The organism is Cryobacterium sp. AP23 (assembly GCF_054075385.1).
Genome location: NZ_CM133415.1, coordinates 2,947,613 through 2,971,732, shown reverse-complemented (window position 1 = coordinate 2,971,732; position 24,120 = coordinate 2,947,613). Strand labels below are relative to the sequence as shown.

General features: G+C 66.2%; 20 protein-coding genes and 3 rRNA genes. 12 read left to right on the top strand and 11 right to left on the bottom strand.

Annotation, left to right across the window (positions count from 1 at the left end; translation table 11 throughout):
* Nucleotides 1-162 precede the first annotated feature (162 nt).
* The 3 genes from rrf to ACU5E9_RS14085 all read right to left on the bottom strand — a co-directional run bounded on the left by rrf (nt 163) and on the right by ACU5E9_RS14085 (nt 5,520).
* Nucleotides 163-279, bottom strand: a 5S ribosomal RNA gene (rrf, locus tag ACU5E9_RS14095).
* A 128-nt stretch (nt 280-407) separates the two neighbouring features.
* A 23S ribosomal RNA gene (locus tag ACU5E9_RS14090) occupies nt 408-3,535 on the bottom strand.
* 464 nt (nt 3,536-3,999) lie between these two features.
* A 16S ribosomal RNA gene (locus tag ACU5E9_RS14085) occupies nt 4,000-5,520 on the bottom strand.
* Together the 16S, 23S and 5S rRNA genes form the textbook arrangement of a ribosomal RNA operon.
* Nucleotides 5,521-6,069: 549 nt before the next feature.
* Between ACU5E9_RS14085 and ACU5E9_RS14080 the strand changes: the two genes are divergently transcribed.
* Both ACU5E9_RS14080 and ACU5E9_RS14075 read left to right on the top strand, forming a co-directional pair.
* Nucleotides 6,070-7,623, top strand: coding sequence for a phytoene desaturase family protein (locus tag ACU5E9_RS14080; protein ID WP_456810535.1), 1,554 nt, complete (start codon nt 6,070-6,072; stop codon nt 7,621-7,623).
* Nucleotides 7,624-7,694: 71 nt separating this feature from the next.
* On the top strand, nt 7,695-8,255 hold the full coding sequence (locus ACU5E9_RS14075) for an SRPBCC domain-containing protein (RefSeq protein ID WP_456810534.1): 561 nt from the start codon (nt 7,695-7,697) through the stop codon (nt 8,253-8,255).
* A 4-nt stretch (nt 8,256-8,259) separates the two neighbouring features.
* On the opposite strand, the gene ACU5E9_RS14070 is transcribed toward ACU5E9_RS14075, so the two are convergent.
* The 5 genes from ACU5E9_RS14070 to ACU5E9_RS14050 all read right to left on the bottom strand — a co-directional run bounded on the left by ACU5E9_RS14070 (nt 8,260) and on the right by ACU5E9_RS14050 (nt 12,900).
* Nucleotides 8,260-8,838 (bottom strand): acyl-CoA thioesterase, encoded by a 579-nt coding sequence (locus tag ACU5E9_RS14070; protein ID WP_456810533.1) that lies wholly within the window; start codon nt 8,836-8,838, stop codon nt 8,260-8,262.
* Between the two features lie 9 nt (nt 8,839-8,847).
* Nucleotides 8,848-10,155 carry an amidohydrolase family protein gene (locus tag ACU5E9_RS14065; protein WP_456810532.1) on the bottom strand — a complete coding sequence of 436 codons (1,308 nt, stop codon included), beginning with the start codon at nt 10,153-10,155 and terminating at the stop codon, nt 8,848-8,850.
* A complete protein-coding gene (locus tag ACU5E9_RS14060; protein ID WP_456810531.1) occupies nt 10,155-10,901 on the bottom strand; it encodes a nucleoside phosphorylase in 747 nt (248 codons plus the stop codon). Before ACU5E9_RS14060 ends, ACU5E9_RS14065 begins: the two co-directional genes overlap by 1 nt.
* Before the next feature lie 96 nt (nt 10,902-10,997).
* Entirely contained in the window at nt 10,998-12,095 is a 1,098-nt protein-coding gene (locus ACU5E9_RS14055) for an alpha/beta hydrolase (protein ID WP_456810530.1), read from the bottom strand.
* A 259-nt stretch (nt 12,096-12,354) separates the two neighbouring features.
* Nucleotides 12,355-12,900, bottom strand: coding sequence for a YbhB/YbcL family Raf kinase inhibitor-like protein (locus ACU5E9_RS14050; RefSeq protein WP_456810529.1), 546 nt, complete (start codon nt 12,898-12,900; stop codon nt 12,355-12,357).
* Between the two features lie 88 nt (nt 12,901-12,988).
* Here ACU5E9_RS14050 and trhO point away from each other — a divergent pair, with 88 nt between their 5' ends.
* From trhO to ACU5E9_RS14035, 3 genes are all read left to right on the top strand, one after another.
* Nucleotides 12,989-13,888, top strand: coding sequence for an oxygen-dependent tRNA uridine(34) hydroxylase TrhO (trhO, locus tag ACU5E9_RS14045; RefSeq protein WP_456810528.1), 900 nt, complete (start codon nt 12,989-12,991; stop codon nt 13,886-13,888).
* A 172-nt stretch (nt 13,889-14,060) separates the two neighbouring features.
* Nucleotides 14,061-15,263 carry an MFS transporter gene (locus tag ACU5E9_RS14040; RefSeq protein WP_456810527.1) on the top strand — a complete coding sequence of 401 codons (1,203 nt, stop codon included), beginning with the start codon at nt 14,061-14,063 and terminating at the stop codon, nt 15,261-15,263.
* A 40-nt stretch (nt 15,264-15,303) separates the two neighbouring features.
* On the top strand, nt 15,304-16,128 hold the full coding sequence (locus tag ACU5E9_RS14035; RefSeq protein WP_456810526.1) for an aldo/keto reductase: 825 nt from the start codon (nt 15,304-15,306) through the stop codon (nt 16,126-16,128).
* A gap of 3 nt (nt 16,129-16,131) precedes the next feature.
* Here the strand turns inward: ACU5E9_RS14035 and ACU5E9_RS14030 are convergent, their stop codons facing one another.
* Both ACU5E9_RS14030 and ACU5E9_RS14025 read right to left on the bottom strand, forming a co-directional pair.
* On the bottom strand, nt 16,132-16,584 hold the full coding sequence (locus ACU5E9_RS14030) for a hypothetical protein (RefSeq protein WP_456810525.1): 453 nt from the start codon (nt 16,582-16,584) through the stop codon (nt 16,132-16,134).
* Between the two features lie 23 nt (nt 16,585-16,607).
* Nucleotides 16,608-17,474 carry an LssY C-terminal domain-containing protein gene (locus ACU5E9_RS14025; protein ID WP_456810524.1) on the bottom strand — a complete coding sequence of 289 codons (867 nt, stop codon included), beginning with the start codon at nt 17,472-17,474 and terminating at the stop codon, nt 16,608-16,610.
* 67 nt (nt 17,475-17,541) lie between these two features.
* On the opposite strand from ACU5E9_RS14025, the gene ACU5E9_RS14020 reads away from it, so the two are divergent.
* From ACU5E9_RS14020 to ACU5E9_RS13990, 7 genes are all read left to right on the top strand, one after another.
* A complete protein-coding gene (locus ACU5E9_RS14020; protein WP_456810523.1) occupies nt 17,542-18,768 on the top strand; it encodes a cysteine desulfurase-like protein in 1,227 nt (408 codons plus the stop codon).
* 95 nt (nt 18,769-18,863) lie between these two features.
* Nucleotides 18,864-19,766 (top strand): ATP-binding cassette domain-containing protein, encoded by a 903-nt coding sequence (locus ACU5E9_RS14015; protein ID WP_456810522.1) that lies wholly within the window; start codon nt 18,864-18,866, stop codon nt 19,764-19,766.
* Entirely contained in the window at nt 19,763-20,602 is an 840-nt protein-coding gene (locus ACU5E9_RS14010) for an ABC transporter permease (protein ID WP_456810521.1), read from the top strand. Before ACU5E9_RS14015 ends, ACU5E9_RS14010 begins: the two co-directional genes overlap by 4 nt.
* A 68-nt stretch (nt 20,603-20,670) precedes the next feature.
* A complete protein-coding gene (locus ACU5E9_RS14005) occupies nt 20,671-21,684 on the top strand; it encodes an MDR family oxidoreductase (RefSeq protein WP_456810520.1) in 1,014 nt (337 codons plus the stop codon).
* 37 nt (nt 21,685-21,721) lie between these two features.
* A complete protein-coding gene (locus ACU5E9_RS14000) occupies nt 21,722-22,102 on the top strand; it encodes a DUF1304 domain-containing protein (protein WP_456810519.1) in 381 nt (126 codons plus the stop codon).
* 37 nt (nt 22,103-22,139) lie between these two features.
* Nucleotides 22,140-22,706, top strand: a complete 567-nt coding sequence (locus tag ACU5E9_RS13995; protein WP_456810518.1) for a dienelactone hydrolase family protein — start codon at nt 22,140-22,142, stop codon at nt 22,704-22,706.
* Between the two features lie 38 nt (nt 22,707-22,744).
* Nucleotides 22,745-23,326 carry a helix-turn-helix domain-containing protein gene (locus ACU5E9_RS13990; RefSeq protein ID WP_456810517.1) on the top strand — a complete coding sequence of 194 codons (582 nt, stop codon included), beginning with the start codon at nt 22,745-22,747 and terminating at the stop codon, nt 23,324-23,326.
* Between the two features lie 24 nt (nt 23,327-23,350).
* Here ACU5E9_RS13990 and ACU5E9_RS13985 read toward each other — a convergent pair whose 3' ends face one another.
* Nucleotides 23,351-24,073 (bottom strand): hypothetical protein, encoded by a 723-nt coding sequence (locus ACU5E9_RS13985; protein ID WP_456810516.1) that lies wholly within the window; start codon nt 24,071-24,073, stop codon nt 23,351-23,353.
* Nucleotides 24,074-24,120 lie beyond the last annotated feature (47 nt).

Here is a 24,120-nt window from a genome sequence, read left to right as displayed (position 1 = left end):
AACCCACAAACGAGGTCGGCTCGCGGGGTCTCGACAAGCTCGACCGACGACGCGGAGCGCGCCGTACGCCGGCTCGCGGGGTCTCGTCAACCCCGACCGCGGTGGGGGTTAAACGCAGAAAAGCCACCCCGTGGGGTGGCTTTTCTGGTGTTGCTAAGTTAAGTCCGGCGGTGTCCTACTCTCCCACAGGGTCCCCCCTGCAGTACCATCGGCGCAAAGAGTCTTAGCTTCCGGGTTCGGAATGTGACCGGGCGTTTCCCTCTTGCTATAGCCGCCGAAACACCTGATGATGCTGGTGAATCGAATCTATATTTTTAGTTATAGAACACTCCCGTGGGAGTGTGTTTGTTCTCGACCGTACATCGAGAACCACATAGTGGACGCATAGCAGCTTATTCAAACTGAGTGTTATCAAATTATCGGCTTATTAGTACCGGTCAGCTCCAAGAGTCTTTAGTCCTCTCTTCCACATCCGGCCTATCAACGCAGTAGTCTAGCTGCGAGCCTCTCCCCCTAAGGGATGGAAATCTCATCTCGAAGCCGGCTTCCCGCTTAGATGCTTTCAGCGGTTATCCGTTCCGAACGTAGCTAATCAGCGGTGCTCCTGGCGGAACAACTGACACACCAGAGGTTCGTCCATCCCGGTCCTCTCGTACTAGGGATAGATCTTCTCAAATTTCCTGCGCGCGCAGCGGATAGGGACCGAACTGTCTCACGACGTTCTAAACCCAGCTCGCGTACCGCTTTAATGGGCGAACAGCCCAACCCTTGGGACCTACTCCAGCCCCAGGATGCGACGAGCCGACATCGAGGTGCCAAACCATGCCGTCGATATGGACTCTTGGGCAAGATCAGCCTGTTATCCCCGAGGTACCTTTTATCCGTTGAGCGACAGCGCTTCCACAAGCCACTGCCGGATCACTAGTCCCGACTTTCGTCCCTGCTCGACTTGTCAGTCTTACAGTCAAGCTCCCTTGTGCACTTACACTCGACACCTGATTGCCAACCAGGTTGAGGGAACCTTTGGGCGCCTCCGTTACTTTTTAGGAGGCAACCGCCCCAGTTAAACTACCCACCAGGCACTGTCCCTGAACCGGATCACGGTTCGAAGTTAGGTATCCAATATGACCAGAGTGGTATTTCAACGATGACTCCACCTGAACTAGCGTCCAAGCTTCACAGTCTCCCACCTATCCTACACAAGCCACACCGAACACCAATACCAAGCTGTAGTAAAGGTCACGGGGTCTTTCCGTCCTGCTGCGCGTAACGAGCATCTTTACTCGTAATGCAATTTCGCCGAGTTCGCGGTTGAGACAGCTGGGAAGTCGTTACGCCATTCGTGCAGGTCGGAACTTACCCGACAAGGAATTTCGCTACCTTAGGATGGTTATAGTTACCACCGCCGTTTACTGGGGCTTAAATTCTCAGCTTCGCCTTGCGGCTAACCGTTCCTCTTAACCTTCCAGCACCGGGCAGGCGTCAGTCCGTATACATCGTCTTGCGACTTGGCACGGACCTGTGTTTTTAGTAAACAGTCGCTTCCCACTGGTCTCTGCGGCCTTCGAACGCTCCAGGAGTAAATCCCTTCACGCCTCAGGCCCCCCTTCTCCCGAAGTTACGGGGGCATTTTGCCGAGTTCCTTAACCACGATTCTCTCGATCTCCTTAGTATTCTCTACCTGATCACCTGAGTCGGTTTGGGGTACGGGTGACTAAAACCTCGCGTCGATGCTTTTCTTGGCAGCATAGGATCACTGATTTCGTCCGTGAGGACTACCCATCGGGTCTCAGGCTTAATGAACGACGGATTTGCCTATCGTTCGCCCTACATCCTTAGACCGGGACAACCATCGCCCGGCTCAGCTACCTTCCTGCGTCACACCTGTTAATACGCTAACCGCACCAGCATAGGGTCGCACGCTAGGCCTCACGCTTCACCCCGAAGGGATCCATCTAGAGGATTCAGATGCTTAGCATTACTGGATTAGCTTGGACGGTTTTTCATCAGTACGGGAATATAAACCCGTTGTCCATCGACTACGCCTGTCGGCCTCGCCTTAGGTCCCGACTTACCCAGGGCGGATTAGCCTGGCCCTGGAAACCTTGATCTTTCGGAGGACGGGTTTCTCACCCGTCTTTCGCTACTCATGCCTGCATTCTCACTCGTGTAGCCTCCACGGCTGGTTTACACCGCCGCTTCGCTGGCCACACGACGCTCTCCTACCCATCAACACGGCTGAACCAACACCACAAGGGTGCGGCTTACCAAAAATATCAATGCCACAACTTCGGTGGCGTGCTTGAGCCCCGTTACATTGTCGGCGCGGAATCACTTGACCAGTGAGCTATTACGCACTCTTTCAAGGGTGGCTGCTTCTAAGCCAACCTCCTGGTTGTCTATGCAACTCCACATCCTTTCCCACTTAGCACGCGCTTTGGGACCTTAGATGGTGGTCTGGGTTGTTTCCCTCTCGACGATGAAGCTTATCCCCCACCGTCTCACTGCTGCGCTCTCACTTACCGGCATTCGGAGTTTGGCTAACGTCAGTAACCTTTTAGGGCCCATCGGCTATCCAGTAGCTCTACCTCCGGCAAGAAACACGCAACGCTGCACCTAAATGCATTTCGGAGAGAACCAGCTATCACGAAGTTTGATTGGCCTTTCACCCCTATCCACAGCTCATCCCCTCCATTTTCAACTGAAGTGGGTTCGGTCCTCCACGACGTCTTACCGTCGCTTCAACCTGGCCATGGATAGATCACTTCGCTTCGGGTCTAGGACATGCGACTGAATCGCCCTATTCAGACTCGCTTTCGCTACGCATTCCCCTCTCGGGTTAAGCTCGCCACATATCACTAACTCGCAGGCTCATTCTTCAAAAGGCACGCTGTCACACCAACAAAGGGTGCTCCAACGGTTTGTAAGCAAACGGTTTCAGGTACTATTTCACTCCCCTCCCGGGGTACTTTTCACCTTTCCCTCACGGTACTTGTTCACTATCGGTCATGTAGGAGTATTTAGGCTTATCAGGTGGTCCTGACAGATTCACACGGGATTTCTCGGGCCCCGTGCTACTTGGGATACTCTTCGCGCCATCGCTGCATTTCGACTACGGGGTTCGCACCCTCTATGACCAGGCTTTCAATCCTGTTTGTCTATACAACTTTGTAACGCTCACTGTTCGGCAGAATCAGCAGAAAAGTCCCGCAACCCCGACCATGCAACGCCTGCCGGCTATCACACATGATCGGTTTAGCCTCATCCGGGTTCGCTCGCCACTACTAACGGAATCACTATTGTTTTCTCTTCCTGTGGGTACTGAGATGTTTCACTTCCCCACGTTCCCTCTACCCGCCCTATATATTCAGGCGGGAGTCACCAGGTCACCTTGCGGGCCTGGCGGGGTTTCCCCATTCGGACATCCTCGGATCACAGTTCGTTTATCAACTCCCCGAGGCTTATCGCAGATTACTACGTCCTTCTTCGGCTCTACATGCCAAGGCATTCACCGTTTGCTCTTGAAAATTTGAAATCACATGAGTTTGAATCGATTAAGTATCCGGAATAAATTCCGGATCGAAATTGACCAATGATCTAATTGCTTAGATCTTTGTAATTGACCGCAGCATCCGAAGATAACTGCGGCAAATTTAAGATGCTCGCGTCCACTGTGTAGTTCTCAAAGTACGGGCGGTACCCCTTACGACCAGCGACCCCCAAAGGAGTACGACTGCTGACCGAAAAAGGTCCAGAGGAAAAGTCCACGCCTCACCGAAGTGATTCGTGTTCCGGTCCCTCAGGACCCAACAGCGTGCATATGCAAACCCGCCTGGAGCAACCTTTTCCATTCACTAAAAGTGAAGTACTGAGATCGAACCGATTGGTTCTGCATCAATGTCAATGTTCCACCCATGAGCGCCATCGAAGAACATTCGTCTTCGTATGACTTGGCAGTGTTACTCCGCTGTATACAGACGGCACTGCTGTGCTCCTTAGAAAGGAGGTGATCCAGCCGCACCTTCCGGTACGGCTACCTTGTTACGACTTAGTCCTAATCACCGATCCCACCTTCGACAGCTCCATCCCTTGCGGGTTTGGCCACTGGCTTCGGGTGTTACCGACTTTCATGACTTGACGGGCGGTGTGTACAAGGCCCGGGAACGTATTCACCGCAGCGTTGCTGATCTGCGATTACTAGCGACTCCGACTTCATGAGGTCGAGTTGCAGACCTCAATCCGAACTGAGACCGGCTTTTTGGGATTCGCTCCACCTTGCGGTATTGCAGCCCTTTGTACCGGCCATTGTAGCATGCGTGAAGCCCAAGACATAAGGGGCATGATGATTTGACGTCATCCCCACCTTCCTCCGAGTTGACCCCGGCAGTATCCCATGAGTTCCCACCATTACGTGCTGGCAACATAGGACGAGGGTTGCGCTCGTTGCGGGACTTAACCCAACATCTCACGACACGAGCTGACGACAACCATGCACCACCTGTATAGAGACCTTGCGGGGCGACTGTTTCCAGCCGTTTCCTCTATATGTCAAGCCTTGGTAAGGTTCTTCGCGTTGCATCGAATTAATCCGCATGCTCCGCCGCTTGTGCGGGCCCCCGTCAATTCCTTTGAGTTTTAGCCTTGCGGCCGTACTCCCCAGGCGGGGAACTTAATGCGTTAGCTGCGACACGGAGACCGTGGAATGGTCCCCACATCTAGTTCCCAACGTTTACGGCATGGACTACCAGGGTATCTAATCCTGTTCGCTCCCCATGCTTTCGCTCCTCAGCGTCAGTTACGGCCCAGAGATCTGCCTTCGCCATTGGTGTTCCTCCTGATATCTGCGCATTCCACCGCTACACCAGGAATTCCAATCTCCCCTACCGCACTCTAGTCTGCCCGTACCCACTGCAGGCCCGAGGTTGAGCCTCGGGTTTTCACAGCAGACGCGACAAACCGCCTACGAGCTCTTTACGCCCAATAATTCCGGACAACGCTTGCACCCTACGTATTACCGCGGCTGCTGGCACGTAGTTAGCCGGTGCTTTTTCTGCAGGTACCGTCACTTTCGCTTCTTCCCTACTAAAAGAGGTTTACAACCCGAAGGCCGTCGTCCCTCACGCGGCGTTGCTGCATCAGGCTTGCGCCCATTGTGCAATATTCCCCACTGCTGCCTCCCGTAGGAGTCTGGGCCGTGTCTCAGTCCCAGTGTGGCCGGTCACCCTCTCAGGCCGGCTACCCGTCGTCGCCTTGGTGAGCCATTACCTCACCAACTAGCTGATAGGCCGCGAGTCCATCCCAGACCGAAATTCTTTCCAACTCCTAGCCATGCGGCTGAAGCTCATATCCGGTATTAGACACCGTTTCCAGTGCTTATCCCAGAGTCTGGGGCAGGTTACTCACGTGTTACTCACCCGTTCGCCACTGATCCAAGGAGCAAGCTCCTCTTCACCGTTCGACTTGCATGTGTTAAGCACGCCGCCAGCGTTCGTCCTGAGCCAGGATCAAACTCTCCGTAAATGTTTAATAGCCTCACCGAGCAAGCTCAGTGGGCACATCTAGTGCAGACAGCCGCCGGAATAGGCGAACAATCTGCAAGTTTGAAACTGACAGAACAAATCATTACTGACTTGCTTTGTTGTTTAAATGTTTTCCAAAGGAATCTCCTAGCTCTTCACCGCTAGAAACGGATCCAAACCACGAGGTTTTTGGCATTTGACATTGTGCACGCTGTTGAGTTCTCAAGGATCGGACGCACCCGACTTCAGGCCAAATGGCTGTCGCTCCGGGGCACTTCGATGTTGTTTCTTGTTATCCGCTGCAATCCAGTGACTGGATTCGAAGCGAACTTCATCAAGCTGTACAAAGCGAAGAATCGCTTTCTTTTCTGCTTGGATTTGGTCCCGCTTGAGGCCGGTAGCTCTTCGGCTTTCCGAACCTGTGGGGTGACGAGAGATGACTATACGTGGGTTTCGGAGGGCCCCGCAAATCGCATTTGCATCCCGGGCGTGTCGGCCCGCCGGAGCTAGGGTCGAGGCACCAGCATCGCCGCCGTCCGGAAGGTTTTCCATGCACACGACAACCGACATCGTCATCGTGGGAGGCGGCCATAACGGGCTGACTGCCGCCGCTTACCTGGCCAAGGCCGGCAAGAGGGTTCTCCTCCTCGAGCGCGACGATCATGTGGGTGGCGCGGCGGTGTCGGCGACGGCGTTCCCCGGGGTGGATGCCCGCCTCTCCCGATACTCCTACCTGGTGAGCCTGCTGCCCACGCGCATCATCGACGAGCTCGGCCTGTCCATCGAGCTGGCCCGCCGCCGCTATTCCTCCTACACACCGGACCCCGCCGGTCCGGCTCGTGGCCTCCTGGTGGATTCCGGCGACGCTGCCGCGACGCGGGTGTCTTTCGACCGGATCGGGGCCGGAGGTGACGCCGATGCGTGGGAGCAACTCGGTGAGGACCTCGGCCGGGTGGCCCGCGCCCTCTTCCCCACGGTCTGCGAACCGCTGCCCACCCGCTCGGAGGCCCGCCGGTTGCTGAACGACGACGCTCTCTGGGCCGAGCTGATCGAGCAGCCACTCGGCGACATGCTCACCCGGCGTTTCGGTAACGACCTCGTGCGCGGGGTGGTGGCCACGGACGGGCTGATCGGCACCTTCACGTCGGTCAACGCTCCCTCGTTCGACGCCAACAGGTGCTTTCTCTATCACTCCATCGGGAACGGCACCGGGGACTGGGACGTGCCCATCGGCGGGATGGGCGCGGTGACCGGGGAACTGGAGCGGGTTGCCCGGCAGGCCGGGGCAGACATCCGCACCGGCGCCGAGGTCACCGGCATCGACCCGGACGGCACCGTGAGGTACCGGGTCGGCGGTGAGGACGCCTCCGTCGTCGGCGGGCAGATTCTGGCGAATGTGGCGCCGTGGGTGCTGCAGGGCCTCCTTGGAGAACCGCTCGGGGCCAAGCCGGAGGGCGCCCAGGTGAAGGTGAACCTGCTGCTGCGCCGCCTGCCCCAGCTGCTCGACACAGCGGTCTCCCCCGAGGCCGCGTTCGGCGGCACGTTCCACATCAACGAGACCCTCAGCCAGCTGGAATCCGCGTACGACGAGGCGAACGCCGGCCGCATCCCCGGCACGGTGGCCTGCGAGATCTACTGCCACTCCCTCACCGATCCGAGCATCCTCTCCCCCGAGCTTGTGGCCGCGGGCGCCCACACCCTCACGGTGTTCGGCCTGCACACCCCCGATCGGTTGAGCCGGACCGACAACACGGCCACCCGCGCGCAGTTGCAGGCCGCCGTGCTCGCCTCGCTGAATTCGGTGCTCGCCGAACCGATCGAGGACCTGCTGTTGACGGATGCCGCCGGGGCGCCCTGCATCGAGACGAAGACCACGGCCGATCTTGAGGCGGCGTTGAACCTGCCCGGCGGCGACATCTTCCACGGTCTGCTGTCCTGGCCCTTCCTCGAGGATGACGAGGCCAACCAGACCCCCGCCCAGCGCTGGGGCGTGGCGACCGGGCATCCGAGGATTCTGCTCTGCGGCGCGGGCGCCCGTCGGGGCGGCGGCGTGAGCGGGATCGGCGGCCACAACGCCGCGATGGCCGTTCTCGAAGGGGACTGATCTCTGGCGGGGGTCCGGAAGTAGGCATAGCCTCAGAGAAAGGCTCGTGTTCACTCACCGTGGAGGTCACAATGCCCACTCAACCCCTGCCGGGTCCGTCGGATATCGCGCATGCCACCGGGCGGTTCGCCCACCGGCATGACGGGCTCTACCTCCTGTTCGACCGGATTTTCACGGCGGCCCCCGAGTACATCTGGGAGGGCCTGACCAAACCCGAGGCGTTGCACGCCTGGATCGGCACCTTCACCGGATCCCCGCTGACCGGGGCTGTGCGGTTCCGGATGGAATCCAAGCACGACTCGCAGTGGGAGTACGTGAGCATCCTCGAGTGCGACGCGCCGAACCGGTTGGCGCTGGACATCGGCGAGGGCGACGAGGCGTGGAGAGTCCTCGCGCACCTCAAGGACGGCTCAGGCAAGACCGTGCTCACCTTCGGCCTCCGGCTGGACTCTCCGGCGGAAGCGGCCACGTTCGGGCCGGTCTGGGACTACTACCTGGATCGCTTCGCCGCCTCCCGCACACACCGGCCGATGCCGGTCTTCGGCCGGTACTACCCGGCACTGAAGGCGCACTACCAGGACCTCATCGTGCCCAAGCGCGTTCCTCCGCTGGAGAGCACCGACTCGATCTGACCCGCTACTCCCACACGCTGGGTGCGGGCGCCCTGGTGGCCGGCATGGCGACGTCCGCGCTCCAGTCGAGCAGCCAGGCGGGCACCGTGAGTTCATCGGGCACGGCACCGACGGCGGCCGTGAGCTCCTCGATGCTGACGACGCCGCCGGTGCGCTTGAGGAACCGGCCGCGGATGAAGCCGCGCGCGTAGACCTCGACCTCGCCGGCGACGGCATCCGGGCCCTCGGTGGGACGCACGAAGCGTTGCTCGACGTAGACGGCCTTGTCGTCGAAGCCCAGGATGCGTGACTCGACGGTGAACCGCTGGCCGAGCGTGAGGGACTTGCGGAAGCTGATGGTCTCGGCCACCACCACCGGGTACCAGCCCTTGGCCTGGAAGATCGCCCAGATGCCGGTGCGGTGCAGCATGTCGAACCGGGCGATGTCCATGATCGACAGGTACACGCCGTTGTTCATGTGGCGCAGGATGTCCTGGTCGGTGGGCAGGGTGATGAACCGGGTGCGGGCCACGTCGTAGTGCCCGAGCCGGGGGCCGAAGCGCGACAGCAAGGAGTGGAGCAGGGTTCGAAAGAACATATGCACCCGCTGATGCTAGCGGGCTGCGGCCTCCGCGAGGTCGTGCAGAGCAGTTTTCTCGTTGATCGTCTGCAGCACCCGGTCGCGCAGCACGATCCGGCCCCTGGCCACGGTGTGGCGCACGTCCGTGGCGGTGGCCCCGTAGACCAGGGCCGACCACGGGTCGGTGGTGGGCCGGGCATTGAGGGTGTCGATCCGGACCACCTGCAGGTCGGCCTGCATGCCGGGTTCGACGGTGCCCACGTCGGTCAGGCCGATGGCGCGGGCCCCGTCGACGGTGCCGAGCCGCATCGCGCGTTCGGCGCTGATCATGGTGGGGTCGTTGGTGGTGCCCTTGTGCAGCAGGGCCGCCATCCGCACCGCGGCGAACATGTCCAGGGCGCCGGCCGATGCGGCTCCGTCGGTGCCGAGGCCCACGGTCGCGCTGTGTTGCAGGAGCTCCGGCAGCCGGGCTATACCGCAGCCCAGCTTGAGATTGGACACCGGACAGTGCGCCACCGCGGCTCCGCTCTCGGCGATGCGGGCGATCTCGTCGTCGCTGAGGTGCACCGCGTGGGCGAGGACCGTGCGGTCGTGCAGCAACCCGGATGCGTCGAGGACGGCGATGGGCCGGTCCCCGTTCACCTGCACGGTGAGCGCGAGTTCACCGAGGCTTTCGGAGGCGTGCGTGTGGATGCGGGCCTGGAACTCGGCCGCCAGCGCCCGGATGCCGTCGAGCTGGTCGCGGCCGAGCGTGTAGGCGGAGTGCGGCATCACCCACAGGTCGTCGGCGGGCGCCTCGGCCCGGTTCGCGGCGAGGATGTCGCGGGCCTCGTCGAGCATGCCGGCGAAGTCGCGGCCGTCCGGGTCCTTGTCGCCGAGGAAGATGGGGCCGTTCAGCAGCCGGAACCCGGCCGCCGCGGCAACCGCCCGGGTGGCCTGCGGGTACCAGTACATGTCCAGCGCGGTGGTGGTGCCGCCGGCCAGGCACTCGGCGATGCCGGCGCGCGCGCCGATCGCGACGGTAGCGGCGCTCAGCGTACGCAGTTCGGCGCCGACCATGCGTTCGAGGAAGACCTCGAGGGTGACGTCGTCAGCCGCACCGCGGAACAGGTTCATGGCCAGGTGCGTGTGGGTGTTCACCCAGCCGGGCGCGATGACACAGCCGGGGCTCTCCAGCACCTCCGCCGCGGCGTAACGGTCGAGCAACTGGGCGGCGGGCCCGACGTCCACGATCACACCGGCACGGATGGCGACGGCGCCGGCCTCGATGATCGTGCCGGCGGCGTCGACCGTGAGCACCGCATCCGCGGTGAGGATCAGGTCGACCTGCTCCGCCGGCATCAGACGAGCTCGGGCAGGGCGACGAGGGCGTCGAGGGTGACGGAGACTCCGCGGGCGACGCCGTCGGCCACCACGTCGCGGTGCGGGTCGTACCCGGCGCCGTCCACGAGGTCGTCGGCGTTGGCGCCGTCGATGACGAGGCCGCCACCCGCCCGCACGCCGCGGGTGGACGCGAGCACCAGCAGGGCCGAGAGCTCCATCTCGATGGCGAGCACGCCGAGCTTGACGTAGCCGTCCTGCTTGAGGTCGATCATGCCGGGGTAGAAGGCGGCCCGGGTCCAGACCACGCCACGGTGGTGCGGTGCGTCGTGGTGCCGTGCGGCCGCGGCCAGCGCGACCACGACCTCGGGAGTGGCGGCGGCCGGGTAGCTCTCGGGCACGAGCTGGTGAGTCACACCGTCGTCGCGGATGCAGGACTCGGCGATGATGAGGTCACCGTCGCCGATGCCGCGCAGCATCGCGCCCGCGGTACCGAGCCTGATGATGGTGTCGACACCGGCATCCATCAGCTCCTGGAAGAGGCAGATGGCACCGGGGGCGCCAACGCCGTGGGAGGAGACCACGACCGGGGTGCCGTTCCAGTCGCCGACGAACGAGCGATATTCGCGTTGGTGTGCAACCTCGCGCACGTTCTCGAGTTGGTGGGAGATGCGCTCGGCGCGGAACGGGTCGCCGACCACCAGGGCGCGGGTGGGCAGGCCGGTGCGGGGCAGTCCGGTCACCGGGAACGTGTCGGCCTGGGTCATGTGAACTCCTTCGTGGCGCGGCCCGGGTGGCCTGGCAGGTATCGAACTTGTCTACCATGCGCAGGACCGCCGGTGCGGCCGAGGGAGCCGGGGCGGCTAGGCCAACGCGGGCTGGACCTGGGCGGGTGCGGCCAGCGCGGACTTGGCCAGGCCCTGGGCGGCGGCCGGTAGGGCGGCCACCGAACGCACGAACGAACCCAGGCGGCGGTAGACCTCCTGCGATTCCGGATGCCGGGCATCCTGCTGCCAGGTGTGCCGGGTGTTGGTGCGGTGCCGGCCGTAGATCACGGTGTCCACCAGCACCGAGCGGCGGCGCAGGGCCTCGATGAAGTTGAGGTTGGCGCGGTAGAAGTAGTCGCGCTCCGAGGTGGTGATGAACACGGGCGGGAAGCCCTTGTCGAGCCATTCGATCGGGGAGAGGAACTTGGCGGCGTCGCGCAGGGACATGCCGCGACCGCGCTCGGGCAGCAGCATCCGCAGGAAATTGAGGCTGAGCACGAAGCCGCGCTCGAACATCACCGAGAAGTCGGCGATGCTGCAGTGCTGCACCAGGCCGCGCAGGTGACCGGGCTCGATCGCAAGGTCGATGTTGTAGTGCTCGGCGAGTGCTTCGTCGTTGGCCGCGGCGGTGAGCAGGGCGGCGATGTGCCCGCCGGCCGAGTCCCCGCCGATCACGATGCGGGTGGGATCGCCGCCGTAGTCGACGATGTTGCGGGTGACCCAGGTGAGCACGTCGTTGGCGTCGTGCAGCATGTGGCCGATCTTGAAGCGGGTGGCCATGCGGTAGTTGGCGTTGACCACGACCATGCCCTCGACGGCCTGGCTGGCGGCGTACTTGGTGAGCGGGGCTTTGTCGCCGGAGGTCCAGCCGCCGCCGTGGAAGTAGATGTAGACCGGCAGCGGGGCCGCCGGGGCGTCGGTGTGGGCGTCGGTTTCGGCGTGCGGCACGAGCACGTCGAGGCGGTGATCGCGGATGCCGTCACCCACGTAGTCGAGGTCGAAGTGGTAGTCCACCGCATCGATCGGGTCGGCGTTGAACTTGTGCAGCTCGCCCGGCGCGACCCGGGTCATGATTGCTTTCCACAGCCACACCGGCACCCTCGACAACCCGGTCTCCCGGTGGGTGAGGTGCGCGTTGGCGGCGGGACCGGCGGCGGGATCGAAGTTGGTACTGGAAGGTGACGAGTGGAACATGGTGCCTTACTGCCGATGGGGCGCTACCGGAAGCGGCTTCGAAGTGCCGATCTGGCGTTGGTAGCGCTTGCATCGTTTTTTTGCCGCGGGACGACCCTAGGCGTCACACCCTGAGATCACCTGAGAATCCCTCAACTCGGTGATGCCGCGACCCGGCGGACGCGGCGCCGCGCGGGAGCGGCGCCGTTTCGCGGGCGGCGTGCCACCCGCGAAACGGCGCGTTGCCCACGCCTCGGTGAGGTCGGCAGGGCGGCGCGCGCTAGGCGGCCGCCGCGGCGCCGCCGGCGACCCCGGTGGCCTCGAGCACGGCCCGGGCCAGGGTGTGGAAGTGCACGTTGAAACCCAGCACGGCCGGGGTCGCGGAGGGGTCCACGCCGAGATCGGCGACATCCAGGGCGTGCAGCACGAACTGGTACCGGTGGGTGCCGGTGCCAGGGGGCGGGCCGGCGCCGATGAAGGTGGGCTGGCGAGCCTCATTCGGCATCACGACGGCGCCGGCGGGCAGCAGCACCGAGTTCTCGACGCCCGCGCCGGTGGGCAGGCTGTCGACGTCGGCGGGGATGTTGAAAATTGCCCAGTGCCAGAAACCCGAGCCGGTCGGGGCGTCCGGATCGAACACGGTGAGCGCGAAGCTCTTCGTCTCGGCCGGGAAACCGCTCCAACTCAGGTCAGGTGAGACGTCCGCCCCACCGGCGCCGACGCCGTACTGGGCCGCGGCCAGCGGGCCGCCGTCGGTCATCACCGAACTGGTCAGGCTGAACTGGGGCACCTCGCCGAAACGGGCGAAGGGATCGATCGTGGTCATACACACTCCATAGATCTGGTGGCGGTCTGGTTGGCTCAGCCTACGGGGGCCACCACCGGGCGACCAGGACGCGGCCTAAAATATGACGGTGGCCATTCCGAAGATCCTGCTCTACTACGTCTTCACGCCGCTGAGCGACCCGGAAGCCATCCGCCTGTGGCAGCGCGACCTCTGCGAGTCCCTCGGCCTGCGCGGGCGCATCCTCATCTCGAAGGACGGCCTGAACGGCACCGTGGGCGGCGACCTGCCGGCCCTCAAGCGGTACGTGCGCAAGACCCGCCAGTACGCACCATTCGCCGGGATCGATTTCAAGTGGAGCGAAGGCACTGGCATCGACGAGTCCGGGGCGAGCCTGGACTTTCCCCGCCTGGTCGTGAAGGTGCGCGACGAGATCGTGAGCTTCGGCTCCCCCGAGAGCCTCACCGTGGATGCCGGCGGCGTCATCGGCGGCGGCACCCGGCTGGCGCCCGCCGAACTGCACCAGCTCGTGGCCGAGCGGGGCGACGACGTGGTCTTCTTCGACGGCCGCAACGCCTTCGAGGCCGAGATCGGCCGGTTCCGTGGCGCGGTCGTTCCGGATGTCGCGAACACCCGGGAGTTCGCGGCCGAGCTGGACAGCGGCAAGTACGACCACCTCAAGGGCCAGCCCGTGGTGACCTACTGCACCGGCGGCATCCGCTGTGAGGTGCTCAGCTCGCTGATGAAGGACCGCGGCTTCGGCGAGGTCTACCAACTCGAGGGCGGCATCGTGCGGTACGGCGAGGCCTACGGCGACGACGGCCTCTGGGACGGGTCGCTCTACGTGTTCGATCAGCGGATGTCGGTGGACTTCAGCGACCATGCCGCGGTGCTCGGCCAGTGCCAGGTCTGCGGACAGGCCACCAAGAACATGCTCAACTGCCGCGACCTGTCCTGCCGGGAACAGCTGGTGGTGTGCGCGGACTGCGTGGCCCTGGCGGCCCCGGCCTGCGCCACGCACGCCGCCTGACCCGGCCGGCCGCTCCCGGCGGGACGCCGCCCGGTGGCTGGACGCTCTCGCGAGGTAGTTGCTTGCGCACTTACCTAGCGTGTGCAATCATTTAGTGCGCGCCTGCAACTACCAGCGTAAGCGCCATAAGCTCCGCCAGTGAAAACTGAGCCACACCACGTAGGGACACCCCATGCCCATTGGATTGATCGCACTCGCCCTCGGCGGCTTCGGAATCGGCCTGACCGAATTCGTCATCGCCGGCCTGCTGCCCGAGGTGGCCGCCGACTTCGCCGTCAGCGAGGCCGCCGCCGGCTGGCTGATCTCCGGCTACGCGCTCAGCGTCGCCGTCGGCGCCATCCTGCTCACCGCCGCCGTGACCCGGCTGCCCCGCAAACACGTGCTTATCGGCCTGATGGTGCTCTTCATCATCGGCAACCTCGTCTCGGCACTCGCCCCCACCTACGCGATCATGCTGCTCGGCCGCATCATCGCCGCCCTCTGCCACGGCGCCTTCTTCGGCATCGGCGCCGTCGTCGCGGCCAGTCTGGTCCCGGCGAGCAAGAAGTCCGGAGCCATCGCCATCATGTTCACCGGCCTCACCCTCGCCAACGTGCTCGGCGTGCCGTTCGGCACCTTCATCGGCCAGAGCTTCGGCTGGCGGGCCACGTTCTGGGCGATCACCGTGATCGGCGTCATCGCGCTGGCCGGAATCGTGGCGCTCGTGCCCCGGGCCACCGACGACACCGCGCACGTGAGCAACCTGCGCGGCGAGCTGCGCGCGTTCCGCTCCAGCCAGGTCTGGCTCTCCCTCGTGGTGACCGTGCTCGGCTTCGGCGGCATGTTCGGCGCCTTCACCTACATCGCCTACACACTCACCGAGGTCAGCGGCTTCGGCAGCGCGGCCGTGCCGTGGCTGCTCGTGGTCTTCGGCGCCGGGCTCTTCGTGGGCAACATCCTCGGCGGCAAGGCGGCCGACCGGCGCCTCGACCCCACCCTGGTGGTGCTGCTGATCGGGCTCACGATCGTGATGGTGCTCTTCGCCCTCACCGCCGCGAACCCGGTGGCCACCGTGATCGCCCTGGTGCTGATGGGCGGCTTCGGTTTCGGCACCGTTCCGGGCCTGCAGACCCGCATCATGCTCTACGCCGACACCGCGCCCACCCTCGCCTCCAGCGCCAACATCGCCGCCTTCAACGTGGGCAATGCGCTCGGCGCCTGGATCGGCGGCATCACCATCAGCGTGGGCCTGGGCTACACGTCGCCGCTGTGGGCCGGCGCCGCCATCACCGCTGCCGCCGCGCTCGTGATGATCGTGGCCGCCACCCGCCGCAACGTACTCACTCCGGCGAGCGCCGCGGCAACCGCCGCCCCGCTCGTCAGCACCGCCTCCTGACCTCCCCGACCCCGACCTCCCCGACGCAAAGGACCACCGCATGAGCATCCCCACCATCACCCTGAACAACGGCGTCGCCATCCCCCAGCTCGGCTTCGGCGTCTTCCAGGTGCCCGACGACGAAACCACCGCCGCCGTGACCGCCGCCCTCGCCGCGGGCTACCGCAGCATCGACACCGCTGCCATCTACGGCAACGAGGCCGGGGTGGGCCGCGCCCTGGCCGCGTCGGGCATCCCGCGCGACGAGCTGTTCATCACGACCAAGCTGTGGAACAGCGACCAGGGCTTTGCGAGCACCCTCGCCGCCTATGAGGCCAGCCTGGCCGCGTTGGGCCTGGACTATGTCGACCTCTACCTGATCCACTGGCCGGCGCCGGCCAACGACAACTACACCGAGTCGTGGCGGGCGATGGAACAGCTCCTCGCCGAGGGACGCGTGCGGGCCATCGGCGTCTCCAACTTCGCCCCGGAGCACCTCGAACGGCTCGCGCAGACCTCGACCACCGTGCCCGCGGTGAACCAGGTCGAGCTGCACCCCAACCTCAGTCAGGTGGAGGTGCGCGCCCGCAACGCGGCCACCGGCATCGCCACCGAGGCGTGGAGCCCGCTGGCCCAGGGCGGCCTGCTCGCCGATCCCACGATTCTCGACATCGCCGCCAGGGCGAACCGCTCCCCCGCGCAGGTCATCCTGCGCTGGCACCTGCAGCAGGGACGCATCGTCATCCCCAAGTCGGTCACACCCAGCCGCATCGCGGAGAACCTGGCCGTCTTCGACTTCGAGCTCAGCGCCGCCGACCTGGTGCTGATCGACGGGCTGAACACCGACACCCGGATCGGCCCCGACCCGGTCGAGTTCAACGGCTGACCGTCACCGCGCCGCCCGGGCCGCCCGCACGGCCCGGGCGTAGAGGCGCGCCTTGGTGCTGGAGAGCGCCAGCAGGATCAGGATGTCGATGGTGACACTCACCAACGAGGTGCGCAGGGTGATCTGGGCGCCGTTCACCGCGTAGTCGGCGAACGAGAGCAGGATGCTCACCGAGGCGAACGACATCGCCACCACCCGGGCCCAGTTGCGACCGGTGAACACCAGCACGGCCAGGCCCAGGTAGAGCAGCAGGTAGAACCCGTAAGCCCCGAGCAGCCAGCCCAGCACTGCCCCGGCGGTCTGCGGGCCGTTCCGGGCGCCCGTGTCGCCGGTGACCACGATCGTGGCCACAAAGGTGTCCCACGACGTGAGGACGGTGAGGATCGCAAACCCGCCGGTCAGCGCCCGCACCCCCATCAGCAACACCCCGCCGATCACCGACGGGGGCCGCTTCACCCTGGCCCGGGCATCCGCCCGCGTCACGACAGCCCGGTCAGTTCGACGACGGCGCCGGCCTCCCCCGGCACCGCGCGCAGGTCGATCACCGGCAGGTCGCCATCCGTCTGGATGGTGTCACCACCGCCGTTGCGGGAGTGATAGCCGGTGGCGAAGTCGCGAAGCAGCACGATGCGGGTCTGCGGCACCGCGCGCCGGATGCTGGCCACGACGTGGTCCCGCTCGATGTCGGTGTGCTCGTCGATCTTGTGCGTGACCTGCAGGGTGAACAGGGACAACCCCACCGCCCGGTCGAAGGTGCCGGCCGCCAGCCAGTCCACCCGGTGCCCGCCGGGCAGCATCCAGCCGTCCGGACAACGCCAGAAACGCACGTGGTGCCGCTTGGCCGGGTTGTTCTCAACCTCCTGTTGGTAGGCGAAGTCCTGGATCCGGTCGAACAGGAGCAGCGGGCTGACCGGCGCCTGCAGGTAGCTGCGCCGGCGCACGGTGGAGGAGATGATGCGCAGGCTCGAGGCGACGGTCACGTCGTCGGCCCTGGTCCAGCCGGCCGCGGCGAACGCGGCGTGCAGCTGGCCGGCGCTGCCGTTCACGGCCAGGTTCACCGGGTCACCCAGCAGGCCGTCGCTCGTGCGGGTGCGGCCGATGAAGTAGTCGGGCACGTACAGCCGGGTGAGGATGCGGTGCAGCCGCGGCAGCACCAGGTAGGCCAGCAGGGCCCAGAACAGCACGGCGAACCAGAGCAGCCCCCACCCCAGGCCCAGGCTTTCGGTGCCAAGCAGCACCGCCAACCACACGGATGCGAGGCCGGCGAGCACGAAGAAGAACGAGTCGAGGGCGGCCCCCACCTGCATTCGCCCACGGGCGGCGGGCACGGCTGTCGTGTCGGACATGGCGACATGGTAATTCGCCCGTCGCCATCACGGTGGGCCGGAGGAATATAGATGCTTGGATAGCCGGGTGACCTACGACGTCGACGCCATCCGCGCCTCCTTCCCCGCCCTGTCCGCCGGTTCAGTGCACTTCGACAGCCCCGGCGGCACCCAGACCCCGCTCGCCGTCGGCCAGGCCATCCTCGACACCCTGACCGGGCCGCTGTCGATCCGCGGCCGGCGCAGCCCCTCGGAGCGCAATGCCGATGACGCCGTCACCGGGTTCCGCTCGGCGATGGCCGACCTTTTGGGCGCCGATCCGCTGGGCATCGTCTACGGCCGCAGCGCCACCCAGCTCACCTACGACTTCTCCCGTCACCTCTCCCAGGGCTGGGCGCCGGGCGACGAGGTCGTGGTCTCGCGCCTGGACCACGACGCGAACATCCGCCCCTGGGTGCAGGCCGCCCAGCGCACCGGCGCCACCCTGGTCTGGGTGGACTTCGACCCCGCCACCGGCGAGCTGCCCGTGGCGGCCGTCGCCGCCGTGCTGACCGCGCAGACCCGGCTCGTGGCCGTGACCGCGGCCTCCAACCTGATCGGCACCCGGCCGGATATCGCCGGCATCGCCGCCGTGGTGCACGAGGCCGGCGCCCTCTTGTTCGTCGACGGCGTGCACTACACCGCCCACGCCTACGTGGACCTCGCCGCGCTCGGCGCCGATTTCTTCGTCTGCTCGCCGTACAAGTTCTTCGGCCCGCACTGCGGCGTACTGGCGGCCGACCCGGCGCTTCTGGCCGGCATCCGCCCCGACAAGCTGCTGCCGTCGACCGATGTGGTGCCGGAGCGGTTCGAGCTCGGCACCCTGCCCTACGAGACGATGGCCGGTGTGACCGCCGCCGTGGACTTCCTCGCCGGGCTCGGCGACCTCGCCACCGGGGTGCCGTCCCGGCCGAGCATCAGCCGCCGGGCCCGCCTGCGGGCGTCGCAGCGCCTGGCCGAGGCGCACGAGGACGCGCTTCGCTCCCGCCTCGAAACCGGCCTGGCCGCCGTTCCCGGCGCCACCGTGTATTCCCGGGCGGCCGAGCGCACCCCCACCGTGCTGGTGCACTTCGCGAGCCGGCCCGCCGCGGACGTGGCCGAGTTCCTGGCCGGACGCGGCATCCTGGCCCCGGCGGGCTCGTTCTACGCGCTGGAGGCCTCCCGGCACCTCGGGCTCGGCGACGACGGCGCCCTGCGCATCGGCCTGGCGCCGTACAGCACCGTCGCCGAGATCGACGCGTTACTGGCCGGCATCGCCGAATTCATCCCCGCTTAGGGCGTTCCGGCCGGTTTATCCCGGTTCTGGGCGGGAAACCCGGGCGGACCGGCCCGTTTCCCAATAAACTGACGCCAGCGACAGAGGAGACACGAATGCCCATCGGCGCTGTCATCGAGTTCAAGAACATCACCAAGAGGTTCGGCCCCACCACGGCGGTCAACGACCTCTCGTTCACCGTCGAACCCGGCCGGGTCACCGGTTTCCTCGGGCCGAACGGCGCCGGCAAGACCACCACCCTGCGGATGCTGCTGGGCCTGGTCTCGCCCACCTCGGGCACCGCCACCTTCGGCGGGCTGCGCTACCGCGACCTGCCCCGCCCGCTCGACACCGTGGGCGCCGCGCTCGAGGCGGCCAGTTTCCACCCCGGCCGCACCGCCAGCAAGCACCTGGCCGCCTACACCCTGGCCGCCGGGCTCCCCCGCACCCGCGTCGCCGAGGTGCTCGCCACCGTCGGCCTGGCCGCACACGCCGACCAGCGGGTCGGCGGCTACTCGCTGGGCATGCGCCAACGCCTCGGCCTGGCCTATTCGCTGCTCGGCGACCCGGGCGTGCTCGTGCTCGACGAACCGATCAACGGTCTCGACCCCGAGGGCATCAAGTGGATCCGCGGGTTCCTCAGCAGCATGGCCGCAGAGGGGCGCACCGTGCTGGTCAGTTCGCACCTGCTCAGCGAGGTGCAGCAGAGCGTGGACGACGTGATCATCATCGCCAAGGGCGAACTCGTGCACTCCGGGCCGCTGTCGAGCCTGGACACCAACATCGCCCCCCAGGTGATCGTGGACTCCCCGGACCGGGACGCCCTCGGCGCGGCCCTCACGGCTGCCGGGCTGACCTTCACCTCCGGCCGTACCGGCCTGATCGTGGCGGTGCCCGACCCCGGCCAGGTGGGTCACATCGCCTTCGCCGCGGGCGTGGAGCTGAACGTGCTGCACCGGCAGAAGGCGGGCCTTGAGGACTCCTTCCTCGCCCTCGTCGAGGGAGGGGACTCGCTGTGAACCTGATCCTGCGCCCCGTGGCGGCCGAATTCAGCAAGATCTTCAGCACCCGCATGTGGTGGATCCTGGCGCTTGTGCTGTTCGCCTACATCGCCCTGCTCGCGGGCGGCCTCGCCGCCCTGTTCGGCGCCGTCGAGAGCGGCGCCCTGAGCCCCGACTCCGTCAACACCGGAGGGGGTGCCGGCGGCCTCTCGGCGCTCGGCAGCCTGCCGCCGCTGATCTACAGCTTCGCCGCATCCGTCGGTTACGTCTTCCCGGTGCTCCTGGGCGCCCTGGCCACCACGGGCGAGTTCCGCCACCAGACGCTCACGCCCACCTTCCTGGCCACCCCGCGCCGCGGCCGGGTCCTCGCCGGCAAGATCATCGCCCTGTTCGTCGTGGGGGCCGGCCTCGGCGTGGTCGGCTTGCTCGCCTCCGTCGGCGTCGGCGGCTTGGTTCTGGGCGGCTTCGGCGTCGACCCGCTGCTCGCCGACGGCGAGACCTGGGCGCTCATCGGCCGGGTTGTGCTCGCGATGGCCCTGTGGGCCGTGATCGGGGTGGGTCTCGGTGTCCTGGTGCCCAGCCAGGTCGCCTCCATCGTGATCGTGCTGGCCTTCACTCAGTTCGTGGAGCCGCTGCTGCGCTTCGCCGCGGCGTTCACCGACGTGACGGCGGACATCGGCAAGTTCCTGCCCGGCGCCGCCTCCGACGCGCTCGTGGGGGCGAGTTTCTTCACCCTCGCCAGCCCGGGCGGGGCGGTGCTGACCAGCTGGCAGGGCGGCCTCGTGCTGCTGGCCTACGGAATCCTCGCCACCGCCGGCGGCTACTTCACCAGCTGGAAGCGCGACGTCACCTAGCCCCCAGCCGGGCAGAAAGGCCCGGTGACGCCCGGATCACCGGCAGAGGCCGGGTCTAGGGTGAAGACATGGCTGCTAACGAATTCCGCGCGATCATCGTCACCCGCACCGAAGACGAGGCGGGCAAACGCACCCAACGCTCCGCCCTGAGCACGGTCGGTGAGGATGCGCTGATGGACGGTGACGTCACCGTGGCGGTGGAGTTCTCCAGCATCAACTACAAGGACGGCCTGGCCCTGATGGGCAAGCCCGGCGTAGCCCGGGTGTGGCCGCTGATCGCCGGCATCGACCTGGTCGGCACCGTCGAGTCCAGCCTGGACCCCCGCTGGGTGGCCGGCGACCGCGTCATCCTCAACGGCGCCGGCATCGGCGAGAGCCACCACGGCGGCCTCGCCGAGCGCGCCCGCGTCTCCGGGGCATCCCTCGTGCGCCTGCCGGATGCCGTGAGCGCCTCCCGCGCCGCCGCCATCGGCACCGCCGGATTCACCGCCATGCTCGCCGTGCTCGCCCTCGAACGCGGCGGGGTGACCCCGGAGTCGGGCGATGTGCTCGTCACCGGCGCTGCCGGCGGGGTGGGATCGATCGCGATCGCCCTGCTCGCGGCCCGCGGCTACCGTGTCGTCGCCTCCACCGGCCGCGGCGAGGCGCTCGGCGAGTACCTCCGCGGACTCGGTGCGGCCGAGATCCTCGACCGGCATACCCTCGACGAAGCCGGGAAGCCCCTGCAGACCCAGCGCTGGGCCGGCGCCGTGGACTCGGTCGGCAGCTTCACCCTCGCCAACATCCTCGCCCAGACGCACCAGGGCGGCGTGGTGGCGTCCTGCGGGCTCGCCCAGGGCGCCGACCTGCCGACGACGGTGATGCCGTTCATCCTCCGCGCCGTCACGCTGGCCGGCATCAACTCGGTTGAAGCCCCGCTGGCGCTGCGACAGCAGGCCTGGGCCGCCCTGGCCTGCGACCTGGACCTCGAGCTGCTCGATGGCCTGACCGAGGTCATCACGCTGGAGGAATCGTTCGGAGCGGCCGAGCGCATCCTGGCCGGCCAGGTGCACGGCCGCACCGTGGTGGATGTGCGCCGGTAGCCACCCGGCGGCGCGGGCGCCCGGCTAGGCTTTTGGAATGGCCATTGTCGCATCCGTTTTCGTCGCACTGGCGGCGCTTCTGCACGTCTACATCTTCCTGATGGAGAGTGCCTGGTGGACCCGCCCGGCGATCTGGCAGCGCTTCGGCCTGGCCAGCCAGGCGGACGCGGAGACGACGAAGCCGCTGGCTTACAACCAGGGTTTTTACAACCTGTTCCTGGCCGTGGGCGCGATCCTCGGCCTGATCCTCTATTTCAGCGGGCTCGAGCAGGCCGGTACGGCCCTGATCCTGTTCAGCACCGCGTCGATGTTCCTCGCCGCGATCGTTCTCACGACGACGGGACCCGGACGGGTGAAGTCTGCGCTCACGCAGGGTACGCTGCCGCTGATCGGATTCATCCTGTTCCTGTTCGCCTAGGCGCACGGCCTGGGCGGACCTTGCCGAAAGGACCGTTGTGACCCACGTCATCCTCTTCCACCACGCCCAGGGCCTGACCGACGGGGTGGAGGAATTCGCCCAGCGGCTGCGGGACGCCGGCCACGACGTCGTCGTTCCCGATCTCTACGAGGGGCGCACCTTCGACTCGCTCGACGACGGGGTCGCCAATGCCGAGGCCATCGGCTTCGAGACCATCATCGAGCGGGGCCGGCTGGCCGCGGAGGACCTGCCCACGGACACGGTCTACGCCGGCTTCTCGCTCGGCACGCTGCCGGCCCAGAAGCTCGCCCAGAGCCGGCCGGGAGCGCTCGGCGCGCTGCTCTTCCACGGCGGTATCCCGGCGGCCACGTTCGGGTCGGGATGGCCCGCGTCGACGGCGTTGCAGGTGCACGTCGCCGAGGGTGACGAGTGGGTGGAAATGGACGAGGTGGAGCAGCTGGCCGGGGAGGCCGGCCACGCCGAGCTTTTCATCTACCCCGGCTCGGCGCACCTCATCGCCGATTCCAGCCTCGCCGAGTACGACGAAGAGCTTTCGGAACTCATCCTCGAGCGCTCCATCCAGTTCCTCGACCGCCTGGCCTGAGTGGCAAGAGGGCTTGCCGGTCTGGCAGGATGGGTGGCATGACCAGCGACGCACCATCCGTCTTGCAGACCGTGGGCGCACGCCTGCGGGAACTCCGCCTGCAGAGCGGACGCACCCAGGCGCAACTCTCGGCCGCCACCGGCATTTCGGAGAGCACGTTGTCCCGGCTCGAGTCCGGCCAGCGCAAGCCGACCCTCGAGCTGTTGCTCGCGCTTTCGACCGCGCACGACGTCACCATCGACGACCTGGTGCACACTCCGGCGGAGGACGACCCGCGCCTCGACCAGCGCCCGTTCACCCGGCACGGCAAGACCTTCATCCCGCTCAGCCGCACCCCCGGTGGGCTGCAGGCGTACAAGATGATCCTCCCGGGGCGCACCGATGATGACACCTTCGAGCAGCGCACCCACGAGGGCTACGACTGGTTCTACGTCCTCACCGGCCGGCTGCGCCTGGTGCTCGGCGACCACGACCTGATCCTCGGGGTGGGCGAGGTCGCCGAATTCGACACCAGGGTGCCGCACGCGTTCGGCAGCGCGGGCGCGGAGCCGTCGGAGATCCTCACCCTGTTCGGCCAGACGGGCGAGCGCATCCACGTTCGGGCGAGCACCATCCGCTGATCCGCCGCAGAGGGGTCCGGCGACCTACGCGGTTGCCTCTGGAGCCTCGGGCGCGTCGATCGAGGCGGGCGTGCTGACGGTCGCAACCTTCTTCGGCGCCCGCACGCGCTTGACCGGCTTCTCCGCCGGGGACGGCTCGGCCGCGTCGGCGGGCGCACCCTCGTCGGCCGGCGCCACCGCATCGGCCGGCTTGGCCGGCTTCGCGACCCTGGTGCGCTTGACCGGCTTGACCGGCTTGACCGGCTCGGCGGGTTCGCTCGGTTCGGCGACCTCGACAGGCTTGGCGGGCCGGGCCGCGCGCACCCGCTTGGCGGGCTTGACCGGGACAGCGGCTGCCGCATCCTCGACCGCGGGCTCGGCGGCGCTCTCGTCGAGCTCCGGCACATCCTGCGCGTCGGTGGCGTCGAGCTTGAGCGAGGCGATGAGGTCCGGTGCGTGGTTGGTGGACAGGATCACCCGGGCGAACTCGTCGCCGATCAGGTCGATCACCACGGCCTGACGGCGGCGCTTGATCGCGAGGAAGTCCTTGCCGCCGTGGAACTTCCACACGCCGATCGCCAGCACCAGCGGCACGAGGGCGCCGGGAGCACGGATGCCGCGCACCCAGATCCACGGATCGTCCGTGATCGTGACCGAGCGGATGGTGTCCCGGGAGATCACCAGGTTCTCCCGGCGGAACGCCAGCGTTTTCTCCGCGGGCGTCAGGTGAATCTCCAGCCGGTCGGGGTGCACGCGCAAGGAAGCCATTCCCCCAGTCTGCCCGGTCCGGCTGGAAATCCCCCTGTCGCTTTCCT

What these genes read in the sequence shown, in the direction of transcription:
- ACU5E9_RS14060 (WP_456810531.1), bottom strand. Translation starts at nt 10,901, where the DNA reads ATGACCCAGGCCGACACGTTCCCGGTGACCGGACTGCCCCGCACCGGC.
- ACU5E9_RS13990 (WP_456810517.1), top strand. Translation starts at nt 22,745, where the DNA reads ATGACCAGCGACGCACCATCCGTCTTGCAGACCGTGGGCGCACGCCTG.
- ACU5E9_RS14080 (WP_456810535.1), top strand. Translation starts at nt 6,070, where the DNA reads ATGCACACGACAACCGACATCGTCATCGTGGGAGGCGGCCATAACGGG.
- ACU5E9_RS13985 (WP_456810516.1), bottom strand. Translation starts at nt 24,073, where the DNA reads ATGGCTTCCTTGCGCGTGCACCCCGACCGGCTGGAGATTCACCTGACG.
- ACU5E9_RS14035 (WP_456810526.1), top strand. Translation starts at nt 15,304, where the DNA reads ATGAGCATCCCCACCATCACCCTGAACAACGGCGTCGCCATCCCCCAG.
- ACU5E9_RS14025 (WP_456810524.1), bottom strand. Translation starts at nt 17,474, where the DNA reads ATGTCCGACACGACAGCCGTGCCCGCCGCCCGTGGGCGAATGCAGGTG.
- ACU5E9_RS14015 (WP_456810522.1), top strand. Translation starts at nt 18,864, where the DNA reads ATGCCCATCGGCGCTGTCATCGAGTTCAAGAACATCACCAAGAGGTTC.
- ACU5E9_RS14075 (WP_456810534.1), top strand. Translation starts at nt 7,695, where the DNA reads ATGCCCACTCAACCCCTGCCGGGTCCGTCGGATATCGCGCATGCCACC.
- ACU5E9_RS14065 (WP_456810532.1), bottom strand. Translation starts at nt 10,155, where the DNA reads ATGCCGGCGGAGCAGGTCGACCTGATCCTCACCGCGGATGCGGTGCTC.
- ACU5E9_RS14005 (WP_456810520.1), top strand. Translation starts at nt 20,671, where the DNA reads ATGGCTGCTAACGAATTCCGCGCGATCATCGTCACCCGCACCGAAGAC.
- ACU5E9_RS14050 (WP_456810529.1), bottom strand. Translation starts at nt 12,900, where the DNA reads ATGACCACGATCGATCCCTTCGCCCGTTTCGGCGAGGTGCCCCAGTTC.
- ACU5E9_RS14040 (WP_456810527.1), top strand. Translation starts at nt 14,061, where the DNA reads ATGCCCATTGGATTGATCGCACTCGCCCTCGGCGGCTTCGGAATCGGC.
- ACU5E9_RS14000 (WP_456810519.1), top strand. Translation starts at nt 21,722, where the DNA reads ATGGCCATTGTCGCATCCGTTTTCGTCGCACTGGCGGCGCTTCTGCAC.
- ACU5E9_RS14055 (WP_456810530.1), bottom strand. Translation starts at nt 12,095, where the DNA reads ATGTTCCACTCGTCACCTTCCAGTACCAACTTCGATCCCGCCGCCGGT.